General features: G+C 59.0%; 20 protein-coding genes. All 20 read left to right on the top strand.

What is annotated here, in order from left to right; translation table 11 throughout:
* Window positions 1-7: 7 nt before the first annotated feature.
* The 20 genes from AACR93_RS13035 (at window position 8) to AACR93_RS13130 (ending at window position 14,840) form a co-directional block, all read left to right on the top strand.
* Window positions 8-301 (top strand): VpaChn25_0724 family phage protein, encoded by a 294-nt coding sequence (locus AACR93_RS13035; RefSeq protein ID WP_043849611.1) that lies wholly within the window; start codon window positions 8-10, stop codon window positions 299-301.
* A 10-nt stretch (window positions 302-311) separates the two neighbouring features.
* Window positions 312-437: a hypothetical protein gene (locus AACR93_RS13040; RefSeq protein WP_269429836.1), complete on the top strand. Its 126-nt coding sequence runs from the start codon at window positions 312-314 to the stop codon at window positions 435-437.
* A complete protein-coding gene (locus AACR93_RS13045) occupies window positions 437-568 on the top strand; it encodes a hypothetical protein (RefSeq protein ID WP_269429837.1) in 132 nt (43 codons plus the stop codon). Before AACR93_RS13040 ends, AACR93_RS13045 begins: the two co-directional genes overlap by 1 nt.
* A 2-nt stretch (window positions 569-570) precedes the next feature.
* Entirely contained in the window at window positions 571-1,152 is a 582-nt protein-coding gene (locus tag AACR93_RS13050) for a DUF3486 family protein (protein WP_043849612.1), read from the top strand.
* Complete coding sequence (locus AACR93_RS13055; protein WP_043849613.1) at window positions 1,152-2,741, top strand: terminase large subunit domain-containing protein; 1,590 nt, start codon at window positions 1,152-1,154, stop codon at window positions 2,739-2,741. Before AACR93_RS13050 ends, AACR93_RS13055 begins: the two co-directional genes overlap by 1 nt.
* Window positions 2,738-4,306: a DUF935 domain-containing protein gene (locus AACR93_RS13060; RefSeq protein WP_043849614.1), complete on the top strand. Its 1,569-nt coding sequence runs from the start codon at window positions 2,738-2,740 to the stop codon at window positions 4,304-4,306. The genes AACR93_RS13055 and AACR93_RS13060 overlap by 4 nt, the downstream gene beginning before the upstream one ends.
* On the top strand, window positions 4,299-5,090 hold the full coding sequence (locus AACR93_RS13065) for a phage head morphogenesis protein (RefSeq protein WP_043849615.1): 792 nt from the start codon (window positions 4,299-4,301) through the stop codon (window positions 5,088-5,090). Before AACR93_RS13060 ends, AACR93_RS13065 begins: the two co-directional genes overlap by 8 nt.
* Window positions 5,091-5,457: 367 nt before the next feature.
* Window positions 5,458-6,402, top strand: a complete 945-nt coding sequence (locus AACR93_RS13070; RefSeq protein ID WP_043849616.1) for a phage protease — start codon at window positions 5,458-5,460, stop codon at window positions 6,400-6,402.
* Window positions 6,403-6,408: 6 nt separating this feature from the next.
* Window positions 6,409-7,308 carry a Mu-like prophage major head subunit gpT family protein gene (locus AACR93_RS13075; RefSeq protein WP_043849617.1) on the top strand — a complete coding sequence of 300 codons (900 nt, stop codon included), beginning with the start codon at window positions 6,409-6,411 and terminating at the stop codon, window positions 7,306-7,308.
* Window positions 7,309-7,657: 349 nt separating this feature from the next.
* Entirely contained in the window at window positions 7,658-8,170 is a 513-nt protein-coding gene (locus AACR93_RS13080) for a tail needle knob protein (RefSeq protein WP_043849618.1), read from the top strand.
* 34 nt (window positions 8,171-8,204) lie between these two features.
* Window positions 8,205-8,747, top strand: a complete 543-nt coding sequence (locus tag AACR93_RS13085) for a hypothetical protein (protein ID WP_043849619.1) — start codon at window positions 8,205-8,207, stop codon at window positions 8,745-8,747.
* A gap of 2 nt (window positions 8,748-8,749) precedes the next feature.
* A complete protein-coding gene (locus AACR93_RS13090) occupies window positions 8,750-9,007 on the top strand; it encodes a hypothetical protein (RefSeq protein WP_043849620.1) in 258 nt (85 codons plus the stop codon).
* 2 nt (window positions 9,008-9,009) lie between these two features.
* Complete coding sequence (locus tag AACR93_RS13095; protein WP_043849621.1) at window positions 9,010-9,444, top strand: gp436 family protein; 435 nt, start codon at window positions 9,010-9,012, stop codon at window positions 9,442-9,444.
* Window positions 9,444-10,001: a phage virion morphogenesis protein gene (locus AACR93_RS13100; RefSeq protein WP_043849622.1), complete on the top strand. Its 558-nt coding sequence runs from the start codon at window positions 9,444-9,446 to the stop codon at window positions 9,999-10,001. Before AACR93_RS13095 ends, AACR93_RS13100 begins: the two co-directional genes overlap by 1 nt.
* Window positions 9,998-10,612, top strand: a complete 615-nt coding sequence (locus AACR93_RS13105; protein ID WP_043849623.1) for a hypothetical protein — start codon at window positions 9,998-10,000, stop codon at window positions 10,610-10,612. The genes AACR93_RS13100 and AACR93_RS13105 overlap by 4 nt, the downstream gene beginning before the upstream one ends.
* 8 nt (window positions 10,613-10,620) lie before the next feature.
* Complete coding sequence (locus AACR93_RS13110) at window positions 10,621-10,803, top strand: DUF2635 domain-containing protein (protein ID WP_043849624.1); 183 nt, start codon at window positions 10,621-10,623, stop codon at window positions 10,801-10,803.
* Window positions 10,804-10,805: 2 nt separating this feature from the next.
* Window positions 10,806-12,296 (top strand): phage tail sheath subtilisin-like domain-containing protein, encoded by a 1,491-nt coding sequence (locus AACR93_RS13115; protein ID WP_043849625.1) that lies wholly within the window; start codon window positions 10,806-10,808, stop codon window positions 12,294-12,296.
* A 10-nt stretch (window positions 12,297-12,306) separates the two neighbouring features.
* Window positions 12,307-12,663, top strand: a complete 357-nt coding sequence (locus AACR93_RS13120) for a phage tail tube protein (protein WP_043849626.1) — start codon at window positions 12,307-12,309, stop codon at window positions 12,661-12,663.
* Between the two features lie 2 nt (window positions 12,664-12,665).
* Window positions 12,666-13,028, top strand: a complete 363-nt coding sequence (locus AACR93_RS13125; RefSeq protein WP_043849627.1) for a phage tail assembly protein — start codon at window positions 12,666-12,668, stop codon at window positions 13,026-13,028.
* A gap of 153 nt (window positions 13,029-13,181) precedes the next feature.
* On the top strand, window positions 13,182-14,840 hold the full coding sequence (locus AACR93_RS13130) for a tape measure protein (protein WP_082044037.1): 1,659 nt from the start codon (window positions 13,182-13,184) through the stop codon (window positions 14,838-14,840).
* Window positions 14,841-14,844 lie beyond the last annotated feature (4 nt).

Genomic DNA, 14,844 nt, shown 5'->3' on the forward strand with positions numbered 1-14,844 from the left:
GGGTTGTATGTCGCTCAAAGAGCTTGTTACCGAAGATCAGCGTCTGGTGATGCTGCGTTCTCTAAACGAAATGCCGGGCTATGAGGCCAATGAATCGATCCTCGACTCCTGCCTCGACCAGTACGGCCACAAGATTAGCCGCGATGCGGTGCGCACCCACATCAGCTGGCTGGCCGAACAGGGCCTCGTTACCCAACGCGAACTGGGCAACACCCTGATCGCCAAACTGACCGGCCGCGGGATTGATGTCGCCACTGGCGCATCCACCGTGCCGGGTGTCAAGAAACCGCGTCCGGAGTGAGGGGCATACCATGAGCATTACTATTCCGACTTGGCTTTTATGGGTTATTGGTATTCCGCTCGGCTTGATTGTGTTAGGTGCGGCAGCTATTGGAGTCTGCTTTGTTATTAGCTTTGCGAAGGTTGGGCGGCGCTGATGAAAGCCCGCCTGCTGGATATCGCCGCCATGATGGTGACTGGCTATCTGCTGGCGCTGGTCATGCTCGGCGATCCCGTCTCTGCACTGTGGGGCTGCACCGCCCCGCTGATTGACAAGCTGCTGGAGTAATCATGGCCCCCAAGAAGAACACCAAGAGCAAGATCCAGCAGCTGCCGGACGACATCCGCAGCCAGCTGGCCGCGATGCTGCGATCTGGCTCCATGTCACAGAAGGACATTCTGGCCGAAGTGAACAAGCTGATCGTCGAATCCGGCCTTCCGCCGGAAGAGCAGATCAGCCGCACCGGACTTAACCGCTTTGCCCAGCGGATGGCAGAAGCTGGCAGCCGCATGGAGCAGGCCCGCGAAGTGGCCGCCGTCTGGACCTCAAAGCTCGGGCAGGCTCCCACCTCTGAAGTGGGCAAGTTGCTGCAGGAGTTCGTGCGCACCATGGCGTTTGAAACCTCCATGAAGATGATGGACGCCAGCGACGGCGAAGAGGGCAAGATGATTGACCCGAAATCGCTTGGCCAGCTGGCGCTGGTTATCCAGCGGGTGGAGCAGGCCGCCATGACCAGCCACAAGGTCGAGAAGGAGATCCGCGCCGCGTTCGCTGCCGAGGCCGCCACCGCTGCCGAGAAGATTGTGAAGCAGGCAGGGCTGACGGCAGAGACCGCCGCCCAGATTAAACAGCAGATCTTGGGGATTGCGTGATGAACCACCTTACCGCCGCAGAAAACCAGCTTCGCAACCAGTCTGCGGCCGCCATTATCGGCGGCCAGTTCAATCCTGATGAGGTACTGCTGCCCTATCAGAAGCGCTGGATAGCGGATACCTCACCGCTCAAGATCGCCGAGAAGTCTCGCCGAACCGGTTTGACCTGGGCAGAGGCGGCAGATGCTGCCCTGACCGGCTCCATGTCGGCGGCCGCAGGCGGCAGTGATACCTTCTATGTCGGCACCACCAAGGACATGGCCCGCGAGTTTATCGACGCCTGCGCCATGTGGGCCCGCGCCTACAACTGCGCCGCCAGCGAGGTGAGCGAAGAGGCGCTGGAGAACGAAGACAAAGACATCCTGGTCTATGTCATCAACTTCGCCAGCGGCTTCAAAATCAAGGCGCTCAGCTCGAACCCAAGCAACCTGCGGGGTATGCAGGGCAACGTGGTGATCGATGAAGGGGCTTTCCACAAAGACCTTGCCGCCATCCTCAAGGCCGCGCTGGCGTTGACCATGTGGGGCAGCAAGGTGCGCATCATCTCGACCCATAACGGTATCGAGAACCTGTTCAACACCCTGATCATCGACAGCCGCGCCGGCAAGAAGCGTTACAGCGTGCATCGCATCGATATCGAGACGGCCATCAACGAGGGGCTGTTCCGCCGCATCAGGCAGGTCACTAAACAGGAGTGGAGCCAAGAGCTGCAGGACGAGTGGCTGCGCAACCTGCTCAAAGACACCGCCACCGAAGAGGATGCGCGGGAGGAGTATTACTGCGAGCCAAAGAGCGGCGGCGGTGCCTATCTGCCCCGTGGTCTGCGCGAACGGGCCTGCCGGGTCGATGGGCCAGTGCTGCGCTTTACCGGCTCGGCAACCTTCAACAGCGCCAGCGAATCTGAGCGCAACGCCGAAATGCAGGAGTGGCTGGAGGCCGAAGTCTTCCCCGAGCTGATGAAGCTGGATCGCAGCCATCGCCACGCCCTGGGCGAAGACTTCGCCCGTTCCGGTGACCTGACGGTGTTCGCCCCCATTGAGGTGTTGCCGGATACCCGCCGCCGGGTACCGTTCACCGTCGAGCTGAAAAATACCCCGTTCAAACAGCAGGAACAGGCCCTTTACTTCATCTGCGATCGCCTGCCGCGCCGCGATGGCATCTGGCTCGATGCCCGTGGCAACGGCCAGTATCTGGCCGAACAGGCCGCCTATCGCTACGGCCAAGAGGTGGTGCAGGTGATGCTGTCGGTCGGCTTCTACCGCGAGAACATGCCGCGCTTCAAGGCGGCTTTTGAAGATGACGAGCTGGAACTGCCAAGGCACGAAGACATCATCACCGATCTGGGGCAAATCCAGATCTACCGGGGCACCCCAGGCATCGACGACAGCCGCACCCAGGGCAGTGATGGCAACAAGCGCCACGGCGACTCGGCGGTCGCCATCTTTCTGGCCTATCTCGCCAGCCGTGCCGAAAACCAGATTTACGAACTGCACCGCATCGCCAAGGTGGGTGCGCCAGCAAAAGACAGCGATGGCCAGCGGCAAATGAACATGACCCGCGGCTTGCGTAGCGGAGGCGGATTACTGTGACCAATATTCTCGATAGCCGGGGCAACCCCATCAAACCCGACAAGCCGCAACTGAGCGAAGATATCGCGCTGGCCCACACGACCAGCGTGCGCAACCCGCGCCCCAACAGCGTGGCCAGCACCATCACCCCGCTGCGGTTGGCTGGCCTGCTGCGATCAGTGGTGGATGGCAACAACCCGCAGGATTACATGACGCTGGCCGAGGAGATCGAAGAGCGGGATCTTCATTACGCCTCCGTGTTGCGTACCCGCAAGTTGGCAGTGGCCGCGCTGCCGCCCAGTGTCGAGGCCGCCAGTGATGACGCTGCGGATGTGCGGCTGGCCGATGAAGTGCGCAAGCTGATGGATAGCGACCAGATCCCCGAGCTGTTCTTCGACTTGCTCGATGGCCTTGGCAAGGGCATGGGGGTCTGTCAGATCCTGTGGGATACCACCGTCACCCCCTGGGTGCCGAAGGATTACAAATGGGTTGACCCCCGCTATCTGCGGCCGGATGCCGAGACCCTGAGCGAGATCCTGTTGATCAGTGACGATGCGCCCCAGGGCAAACCGCTGGAGCCGTACAAGTTCATCGTGCATCTGCCGCGCACCAAGTCTGGCAGCATCTGGCGCAACGGCCTGACCCGCCTGTGCGCCGTGATGTATATGCTCAAGAGCTTCACGGTGCGTGACTGGTGGGCGTTTGCCGAAGTGTTCGGCATCCCTGTTCGCGTGGGTAAGTACGGGCCGAACGCCACCCCCGAACAGATTGCTACCCTCAAGAGCGCCATTGCCACCATCGCCAGCGATGCCGGGGCCATCATCCCCGATAGCATGATGGTCGAATTTGTCGAGACCGCGAAGGGCAACGGCGGCGATACCCTGTTCGAGAACCAAGTGCGCTGGGCCGACGAGCAGACCAGCAAGGCGGTGCTCGGCCAGACCATGACCACCGACGATGGCAGCAGCCGGGCGCAGGCCACGGTGCATAACGAAGTGCGGCTGGATATCGCCAAGTGGGATGCCCGCCAGCTCGAATCGACCATCAACGAGTACCTGGTAAAGCACTTCATCATCCTGAACTGGGGCAAACAGAAGGCTTACCCCCGCGTCTGCATCCGCGTGCCGGAGCCGGAAGACCTCAAGATGCTGGTCGATAGCCTGATGCCGCTGGTTGATCGCGGCATGAAGGTGAGCGAGAGCGAAGTGCGTGACAAGTTCGGTCTGGCCGACCCGAAAGCCGATGAGGCTGTGCTGCAACCGCTGAGCGCGATGGAGGTGGCAGCAGCGCAGCCGCTGGCCCTTAACCGCCAGCAGCCTAAGCGCTTGGCCATCAACCGGATCCAGCAGCCCAATGAACAGGCAATCGAGCAGCTGACCGAAGAGGCGATGGGAGACTGGGTGGAGGTAGGCGGCGATGACTTTATGAACCCGATCCTCGAATTGGCGGCCAAGGCCCAGAGTTTTGAAGAGTTCAACGATGGTTTGTTGAAGCTGCAAGAGACCTTGACCGCCGAGCAGTTCACCCCGCAGCTGGCCGATTACCTGTTCCGGATGCGCGGCATGGGGGATGTGCAAGATGCCTGAGCCTAAAGCGTCCGCCTTTCCGCCCAAAGAGGCGCTCGACTGGTTCAAGAAAAAGGGGCTGCAGCCCGGGTTTGATTATCGCGACGTGTGGAAGGAGGAGCACAGCAACGCCTTCACCGTCGCCAAGATGCTCAACGCCGATCTGCTGGTCGAAGTGCGCACCCTGGTGGAGCAGGCGCTGGAGCAGGGACAGACCTATCAGCAGTTCGCCGCCGTGCTCAAGCCGCTGCTGGTCAAGTCGGGATGGTGGGGCGTGCAGGAGCTGGACGACCCGCTGACCGGCGAAACCAAGCCGGTGCAACTGGGCAGTGAAGGGCGGATAAAGATCATTTACCGCACCAATATGCGCACCGCCCGCGCCGCTGGCCAGTGGCAACGCATCGAGCGCACCAAGCGGGCGATGCCATACCTGACCTACACCATCGGGCCAGCGCGGGAACACCGCGCCCTGCACCTGAGCTGGCGCGGGATTACCCTGCCGGTGGATGACCCATGGTGGCAAACCCATATGCCGCCCAACGGCTGGGGCTGCCATTGCGGAGTGCGCCAGACCAGCAAGTTTGAATACGCCAAGCTGCAGAGCGATAGCGGATATAAATTTGAACCGCCAAACGATGGCACCAGCGAGTGGGTGAACAAGCGAACCGGTGAAGTCGAGACCCTGCCGAAGGGGATCGAGCCGGGGTGGGATTACAACCCGGGCAAGCGCCGCGAGCAGGCCTTGCAAGCCGACCTGAAAGCCAAGGAGCAAACATTGCGCCAAACGCTCTCTAAGCCTCTGTGAGCGTTTTTAGCTACCAGCGCACGAACAATTACCCAGCTTTTGAATCTGAGTCGATTTAAATCGGTTTTAAAGATGGTGTGTGGTGGTGTCGAGGGTGCTGTTTTCGGCCTGCGCCACCATCCACCCGCCAGCGGTGATCGTCACCACGGCGACCAGATAGACCCGATCACATTGGCAAGCTGACCCGCCATCTGTATCCTGTGATGACCGGTCATCACCGCGTCACCACCATCAACTACCCCTCTGCATAGCGCGAAAAGCGTCATTACAGGCCAGCCCCCCAGCTGGCCCATTATCGATTCGTCCAAACATTTGTTCACCCAACCAACCGCCACCCGGCAGGAGGTTGTTATGTGACGGAGCGATCATGCACCAACGTACCCACATCGCCATCTGCTTTGACATGTCCCGCATGGTGGCAGAAGACCAGAGCAACTGGCTGCCGATGATCCCGACCGGGATTTTTACCGGGCGTGACGGTCGCAGCTGGAACAACTCTGATCCGGATGGCGTGGTGTCGGCTTTCACCATGAAGCTGCCATTCGATGTTGAACACGCAACCGAAACCCGCGAAGGCAACACCGAGGCGGTCGGCTGGATTGTCGAGCTGCAGAACCGCAGCGGCGAAATCTGGGGTCGTGTGGAGTGGAACGCCGAAGGCAGTGAGCTGATTGAAGGCAAGAAGTTCGGCTTCTACTCACCGGCCTTTGACTATTCACCGGTAGATGGGCGGGTGGTGGCAATGTCCAGCGCTGGCCTGACCAACAAACCCAATCTCTATGTCCCCGCCCTCAATAACCAAGAGGATCACACTGTGAAACTGCCCCTTATCCTGACCCAGCTGCTGGGCCTGGCTGAGGATGCCACTGCCGAACAGGCCGTGACAGCCATCAACGCCATGCAAGCGCAAAACCAGATCGCGCTCAACGCCCAGCAAGACCCGACCAAGTTTGTTCCTGCTGCCACCCATCAGCTGGCCCTGAACCGCACTCAGGAACTGGAGACCAAGCTGGCCGAAATCGAACAGTCCAAGGTGGATGCGCTGGTTGATGCTGCCATCACCGAAGGCAAGGTCGCCCCGGCTGACAAAGCGATGTATGTCGGTCTGTGCAGTACCGAAGCAGGCCGCCAGCAGTTCACCGCATGGTGCAGCCGTGCGCCGGTGATCGCCGATGCCAGCAAGGTGAAGACCAGCACCGAGCAAACCGGTGCGCTGAGCGCTGACGAACTGGCCCTGTGCCGCAAGATGGGCCAAAAGCCCGAAGAGTTCCTGGCTGCCAAGCAAGCCATGAAAGCCAAACAAGGGGAGTAATCCATCATGGCATTTACCGAAGCGCAAATTCTGGAGGCGCTGACCGTCTCCATGTCCGCCGCCTATACCAAAGGTCTTGGCTCGATCTCCCCGCAGTGGAACCGCGTGGCCACTCAGGTTCCGAGCGCTGGCAGCTCCAACTTCTACGGCTGGCTGAAAGACCTGCCAGCAATCAAGGAGTGGCTGACTACTCGCCAGCTGGTCGAGGTGGGTAGCCATGGCTATCAGATCCTCAACAAGACCTTCGAATCATCCATCGTCATCAAGCGCGAAGACGTGGAAGACGACCAGATCGGCAAGTATTCGGTCATCTCCGAGAACTTCGGCCGTGAAGCGGCGCAGTTCCCTGACAAGAACGTCTATGGTCTGCTGGCGGCGGGTTTTACCACCCTCTGCTATGACGGTCAGAACTTCTTCGATACCGACCACCCGCTCGATACCACTCCGGCCACCACCTTCTCCAACGTGGTGGGCGATCCGGCAACCGATACCGGTGCCCCGTGGTTCGTTATCGACGATATGCAGGTGGTCAAACCCATCGTGTTCCAGGAACGTCGCCCGTTTGACTTCCAGACCATGAACGCAACCAGCGAATACACCTGGTTCAACAACAAGTTCGCGGCGGGTGTTGACGGTCGCCATGGCTACGGCTTCGGCTTCCCGCAGACCGCCATCGGCTCCAAGGCTGCGCTGGATGAAGCCAACTTCGAAGCGGCCAAGACCAAGCTGGCCAACATGAAGAAGTCCAACGGAACCCCCATCGGTACCATGGCGCGCATTCTGGTCGTCGGCCCGAGCAACGAAGCGGCAGCCCGCAAGCTGATCAAACGCGAGTTCCTCGATAACGGTCAGAGCAACATCTACTACAACAACGTCGAGGTCGTGGTCAGCCCGTATCTGGTGTGACCGGTCATCTGATGTAACCAATCCAGTCGGGGTGGAGCTGGCAACACCATAGCGTTGAAGCCCCGACTGTTTATCCAACCAGGAGAACCACATGGCCACGACCACCAAGACGCTGAGCACGACCGCCTGGGTGCTGGTTTCCAGTGCTGTCAGCGGCACCATGTAAAACCAGACAGGCCAGAGGATGATTTTTCGTACTGGCAATACTCTGCCGGCGCCCACTGAAATGGTTGGCATGACATTGGAGAGCGGAAAGCGTGAAAGTTGGAGCTTTGACCCGGCCCAGAATATCTATGCCCGTGCGCTGCAACAGCCTGGCGGACCGCTGGTTGTGGTGGAGGGATAATCCATGTTTGGAGACAGCTTCCTCAAGGGCCCAAGCACACCGTTGCCGGCGCGCAAGAAAAGCGAAGTGCGTTGGTCTGGCTTGACCGGTGTATCTATCCCCGGTGATACCAACCGCGATCTTGTTGCCTTGCTCAAAGCCTTGCCGGCTCCTGCTGCTGGCGCGCTGGCCCCGTTTTTTAATACAACCAGTGACAAGCTAAACGTCTACAACGACAACGCTAGTGTGGCCTTCAAGCTCAACCTGGAAGGCAGCTGGACTGGCGGAAGTACCAACCGTTCCATGCAGCTCGACTTTGTCGGCACCAATGGCAACCGCCTGGTGGCCAGTCGTGATGTCGCCGTCACCAGTGATGTCATCACCCTGGCGACCTTCTTCTCTATCGACAAGAACGGCTTTATCGCGCTCAACGGCACCAAGCCGGTGATCCGCAGCAATGGTGGCACCTTCAACCTGACCGGCGTGCTGTTGATAGCCGAGCAGATCACCACTGAAACCGTGATATCGGCGGTGTAAACCGCTAGTAACGACCGTTTAAAGGAGCATTGAAATGGCCACGAAAAAGAAAGCCACCCCGACCGGTGACGACAAAAGCCAGCAGCTGGCAGCTGCAGCAGTGGGCGCGGGTACCGAGTTGGTACAAGCGCAGCCCCAACAGAAGAAAGATGGCGAAGTGCTGGTAGAACCTGATACCGAAGCTGCGCGTCTCGAAGCTGAACAGCGGGCCGCCGAAGAGGCACGACTGGCTGCCGAAGCGCAGGCCGACGAAGAGGCCCGACTGGCCGCCGAAGCGCAAGCCGCCGAAGCTGCCCGTCTCGAAGCCGAACAGCAGGCCGCTGCAAATCAGATCAACGCTGACTGGCTGCTCGGCCAGTTCGACGTCAAGGCCAAGTCTCCGGCCGGTTTCTGGCGCTGCGAGGTCCAGTTCCTGCATTCCAGCCCGACCCGCGTCTTTGTGGTTACCGCCAAGGCCGATGTGCCGCACGACCACAGTTGCGAGATCCCGTGCTGCTACCTGACAGCAGAACAGGCCCAGCGCGTCTATCACGAGCCGTGGCTGGTCTGCACCGAATATGAAGTGATGGGGGCATAACCATGGCCGTAATTATCGAAGAGAAACTGGCTGGCATCGCATTGCCGCCTGCCAAGTTGGTCAAAATTGACCAGCTGATGAAGACCGCCAACGCAATCATTGGCCAAATGCAGAACGAGCTGATGCCACTGGTCAATGAGCTTGGCGGTGCTGGTGATAAAGAAGTCGCAAAGCTGCTTGAAACCGCAGCTGGTTCGCTGATGGCAGCGGCCGCCACTGTTTCTAGTCAAGTTTTGATCAGCAGCTATATCAAGGACTGACCATGGCCATCTACGCGACGAAGCAGGATCTGGAAGACCGCGACGGCTCGATGCTCTACAACTTCGCGCTCGACCGCAGCACCGACACCCTGAACGATGTCTGGATTGATGAGGCACTGGCCACCGCCGATGACGAAATCAATGGATACCTGTCTCGTCGCTTTGTGCTGCCGCTGCCGACCGTGCCGGATCTGCTCAAACGCAACGCCATCGTGATCGCCTTCTACTGGCTGGCCGACCGCGACAATCAGGCCACCGACCTGCTGCGCGAACGCTATGACCGCGCCATCGCCAAAATCAAAGAGATTGCGGCGGGCAAGATTGACTTGGGCCTGCCCACGCCGGATATGCCGCCAGAGGGCAGCGTCGGCAAGGTTGAGCTGGTGCAAGAGAATGAGCGCCTGTTCACCCGCAACAGCCTGAAAGGGGTGCTCTGATGGCGATCTCGGTGCAGGTATCGACCCGGGGCGAAGAGCTGGCGCGCTATCAGCGCCTGCTCGATACCATGGGCCGCAACGACTACAAGGCCGAGCTGCTGGAAAGCATCGGCGCAGTTGTCGAAAGTCAGACCCGCCGCCGCATCAGTGACGAGAAGACCGCGCCGGATGGTACGCCATGGGCGCCCTGGTCAGATGCCTACGCCAAGACCCGCCACGGCGGCCAAAGCCTGCTGCAGGGTGAAGGCGACCTGCTCGATAGCATCGAGTATCAGGTGCAGAGAAACAGCGTGCGGGTCGGCTCGCCGCTGGCTTATTCCGGAGTGCATCAGGACGGCTTCAGCGGGTCGGTGCAGGTGCCTGCCCACGTTCGCCGCATCAGTCAGGCGTTTGGCAAGGCGCTCAAGTTCCCGGTCTATCAGTCGGTCGGCAGCTTTACCCGCATGATGGAGATCCCCCAGCGCGAGTTTCTGGGCCTCTCCAGCGATAACCAGACCGAGTTGCTCGCCGTGATTGGCGACTTCTGGCAAGACGTGATGAAGGAGGCAGGCTTATGAGCCGCCCTGATTTTGGCACCATCGGCAGCACCGTCAGCGCCTGCGAAGGGGTAGTGAACTACCTCAAGCCCTATCTGGAGGCCACCGGCCCCGGCGCGGATCGGCTGATTGACCGGGTGCAAACCGTGGAGCGCCATATCGGCCGCTTCAACGAGCCGGACGATATCAAGTATTGGATGGGGAACCGCGATGGCGGCATCCGTATCTGCGCCCAGCGGGTGGTATCGATGCGCCGTGAAGGCAGCCTGATCGGCACTATCGAGTTTGTCGCCTTCGTGTTCTGTGCTGACCAGTTCGGCTATGCCAAAGACCAGCGCGCCGAGGTGATTGCCGGTCGGCTGGCCACCGCCCTGATGTTGACCGGCGGCTGGCGTGGCACTGGTGCCTATAAAGCGCCGGAAGGCGTGCGGATGGACAACCTCTACACCACCGGCATCGACAAGCTGGGGCTGGCGATCTGGTCGGTGACATGGCGGCAAGACTGGCCGCTGGATAACCCCATCGACCCCGCCACGCTCGATGACTTCTTGCGTATGAACTGGCGCGCCGAGCAGGGCGATGGCTCACCGGTCTGCGAGGCAGATATCACCGTGCCAGGCCCAACACCTTAGGAGCAATGATGGAACTGCATCTGAAACCGGCCCCCGGGCTGGTCATCAAAAAGCCGGATGGCAGCAAGCTGGCCGCCGATGGCGAGAAGGTACCGCGCACCAGCTTCTGGCTGAAACGGCTGGCCGATGGTGATGTGAACGAAGTTAAACCGGCCGCCAAGGCCACCAAGAAACCGCAAGCGAAGGAGTGACCATGGCTCTCGGAACTATCCCCAATGACGTGCGCGTGCCGCTCGTCTATATCGAGATCAACAACTCGCAGGCCCTGAGCGGCAACATCGCCCAGGATCAGAACGTGCTGCTGTTCGGTCAGATGATCGAATCGGGTACCGGTGCCGGTACCGCCGATCCGGAGACCGTGGTCGAGATCCCGGTCAGTGAATCGGCCATTGATGCCCTGTTCGGTCAAGGCTCCATGATGGCGCTGGCTGCCAAGCGTTACCGCAAGGCCAACAGCTACACCCGCACCTTTGCTATCGCCAGCGGCAACCTGACTGCCGGAGCGTCAGCGTCAGGCTCCTATATCTTCGGTGGCCCTGCCACTCAGGCCGGTACCGTCTATCTGCTGATCGCCGGTCAATCGGTGCAGGTTGGCGTTATCGCCGCCGATACCGCCGCCAGCATCGCCACCAAGGCAGCGGCCGCCATCAATGCCAACAAGAACCTGCCGGTGACCGCTGCCGTGGATGGCACCGACACCGCCCGCGTCAACGTCACCGCCAAGTGGAAGGGCCTGACCGGCAACGATATCGACCTGCGTTACAACTACTACGCAGGCGAGCAGCTGCCGCCCGGTGTCACCATTACCTATACCGGCATGGCCAATGGTTCCGGCGCTCCCGATATGGCCGCTCTGATCGCTGCCATGCCGGACGAGTGGTACAACCACATCATGACGCCGTTTAACGACACTGCCAGCCTCAACACCTTGCGCGATGAACTGCTGACCCGCTGGGGACCGCTCAAGATGTCTGAGGCGATCGCCTATACCGCCTTCCGTGGTACCTATGGCGAGACCATCACATTCGGCGAAGCGCGCAACGACTTCCTGCTCTCCTGCATGGGTACCAGCAAGTCACCGAGCCCGAGCTGGGAGTTCGCGGCCAGCTATTGCGGCGTGGCCTCTTATCAGCTGGCCATTGACCCGGCTCGCCCGCTGCAGACGCTGGCATTGCCAGGCATTCTGGCGCCGGCCAAGGCTGACCGTTTCGCCTTTGACGAGCGTAACAACCTGCTCAAATCCGGCATTGCCACCTATCAGGTGCAGCCCGGTGACGTGGTGGCCATCGAGCGCGAAGTGTCGATGTATCAGAAGAACGCCTTTGGCGACCCTGATCCCTCTTATCTCGACATCACCACACCGGCCACCCTGGGCAAGATGCGTTACGACATCAAGGTGATGGTCACCAACCGGTTCCCGCGCCACAAGTTGGCCGATGACAACGTGCTGGCGCAGATTGACCCGGCACAGCCGGTGGTCACGCCCAAGCTGATGGAGCAGGCGATTCTGGAAGTGGCGCTCGACTGGGTGACCGCTGGCCTGATGGAAAACTTCGACCTGTTCAAAGAGACGCTGAGCGTCTATCGCGACACCGCCGATCGCAACCGCCTCAACTGCGTGTGCCATCCGGATGTCGTCAACCAGCTGCGCGTCTTCGCAGCGCTGATCCAGTTCAAACTCTAAGGGGGACACCATGGGACAAATCCTCGGTGAAGTGACCATCCGTGTGAATGGCAAGCAAATCAAGACCAAGGGCGGTTCTACTCTGGATCCGGGCGGTAACGACTGGACTCAGCATGTCGGCCCTGGTGTGGTATGGGGTGAATCCAAAAAGTATTTGCCGCCAAAGATTGAGAACCTGTCCATCGCCGCTGATGAAGATGTCGATATCATCGATATCAAAGCCATCAGCAATGCCCAATTGGTTTGGGATGGTGATAACGGCGTCAGTTATATGATGACCGGTTGTGTATGCGGTCAGGCAACGCTTAATGAAGAGTCTGGCGATATTAAAACCAGCTTCATGGGTCGCAAGATTGTAAGGATTTAATTATGGCTGTCATGACCTTCAATCTTGAACATGGTTATAAAGTTACTGGTTCTGATGGTCAGGAGACTTTTGAAAAAGAAGTTGGCCTACGCGAATTAACCGCCAGTGACATTATTGATTCGCAACTTGAAGCTGAGCAGGTAGTTGAATTGGCTAGCGGTAAAGTTGCCGCTTATACATCTGATGTTCGCATGGGCCTTAATATGCTTTGCCGCCAAGTTGAATATATTGGCGAAATTCAAGGCCCGTTGAATATGAAACAGCTGCGCAATCTACATCGTGATGATCTGACATTGCTGCAAAACAAAGCAGCAGAGCTTGATCGACTGGTGCTGGAGGAGATTGCCAAGCGGGGGCGAGTTTAAGCAGCTGGCTGAACCTTTGGAGGCGTTTCTCTTTTTCATGGGGAATCGCCTCCCTATCAGCGAGCTGAAATGTTACTCCATCCGTCGCTTGCTCAAGATCCATGAGCAACTTATCCGCCCGCCATCACCACCACGTCGTAAATAGAGGTCATCATGGCCGATAAACTTGTTACCGATATCGTCATCAATCTGGCTGGCAATATGGCCGTCAAAGCCCGCCAATATGGTCAGTCAATGAGTCAGTTTGCCGCCCAGAGCAAGAACGCGCTGGCGATGATGAACTCGACCATGGCAGCGACCAGTCAGGGCATTGATACCTTTGGCAATCGGTTGGTGTTGGCCGGTGCTGCATCTGCCATCGCCTTTGAACGTACCTTTATCAAGACCGCTGCCGAGTTCGAGCGGTATCAGATCATGCTCAACAAATTGCAAGGTGGGCCGGAAGGTGGCGCCAAGGCAATGAGTTGGGTCAAGCAGTTCGCCCAAGATACCCCCTATGCCGTCAACGAGGTGACCCAATCATTCGTCAGATTGAAGGCGTTTGGCCTCGATCCGATGGATGGCACCATGCAGGCCATTGCCGATCAGGCCGCCATGATGGGCGGCACAGCCGAAACGATGGATGGCATTTCATTGGCACTTGGTCAGGCATGGACGAAAGGCAAGCTGCAGGGCGAAGAGGCGCTGCAGCTGCTGGAACGTGGCGTGCCAGTTTGGGACTACCTGCAGAAGGCCAGCAAGGAGCTTGGCAAGAATAACGGCCTTGGTTACACCACCCAGCAATTGCAGGACATGGCAAGTAAAGGCCAGTTGACCAGGAAAGCGATCAAGGACCTTATCGATCAGATGGGGCTGGCATCTAAGGGGGCAGCGAAAACCCAGATGGAGAGCTGGAACGGCATGATCTCCAATATGGGCGACAGCTGGACCATGTTCAAAACCGATGTGATGGATAGTGGCGCCTTTACCGTGCTCAAGCAGGAGCTTGGATCGTTGCTCAAGCAGCTGGACGAGATGAAGAAGACCGGAGAATACGATGAACTGGTCGAAAAGATTGGTGGGAATCTGGTTGATGCCTTCAAGGCCGCCGCTGAGGCAATCCGTGATGCCAAGGAGCTTGGCGCAGAACTGATCCCCGTACTTAAGTCGGTTGGTGAGACGGCAAGCGGCATCGCTGACATGGTTGGCGGTTATGAGAATCTGGCCAAGATCCTGGGCAGCATCTATCTGCTCAACAAAGGAGGCCGATTGCTTGCTCCGGTTGCCAAGGGGGCTATTGCTGCCGGTGGTTGGGCTGCAGGTGCAATTTTCAAGAAAGGAAAGGGCGGTGCTGGGGGTATTGGTGACGCCATGGCCGATCTGGGTGCAACGCCAGTCTATGTGGTCAATATGCCGGGTTCTGGATTTGGAGATGGATCTCTTACTCCGGCAGGCAATCAGGCTGGCAACAAGAGCGTTCTTAATGTTCAGAAGCTGATCGCGGGCGGAACTGCGCTGTATGGCGTTTCGCTTATCCCTGAACTCGGTGGATTGCCATCTTGGAGCAGAAAGGAAGAGCGCGCCAAGGAGCTGGCTGATAAGGGTAATGGTCTTTTCAACCTTAGCACTGACGGCATTTCTCCGGCCCCAGGCATTCTCGATGTGTTTGATGAGATGAAGGCATTCTTCACCAGAGATATCACGCCATCACCGCGCCCTGACAACCTTGGTATCGACATCAAGGTCAGCGATGACCGTATCACCGTTCGTGCCCGCGATGCGGCTCCCGGGCTGCAGGTGCGCGTGGATAACGGCCCTTCATTGATGCCGTAAGGAT

Source organism: Aeromonas sp. L_1B5_3, assembly GCF_963866575.1.
Lineage (GTDB): Bacteria > Pseudomonadota > Gammaproteobacteria > Enterobacterales > Aeromonadaceae > Aeromonas > Aeromonas jandaei.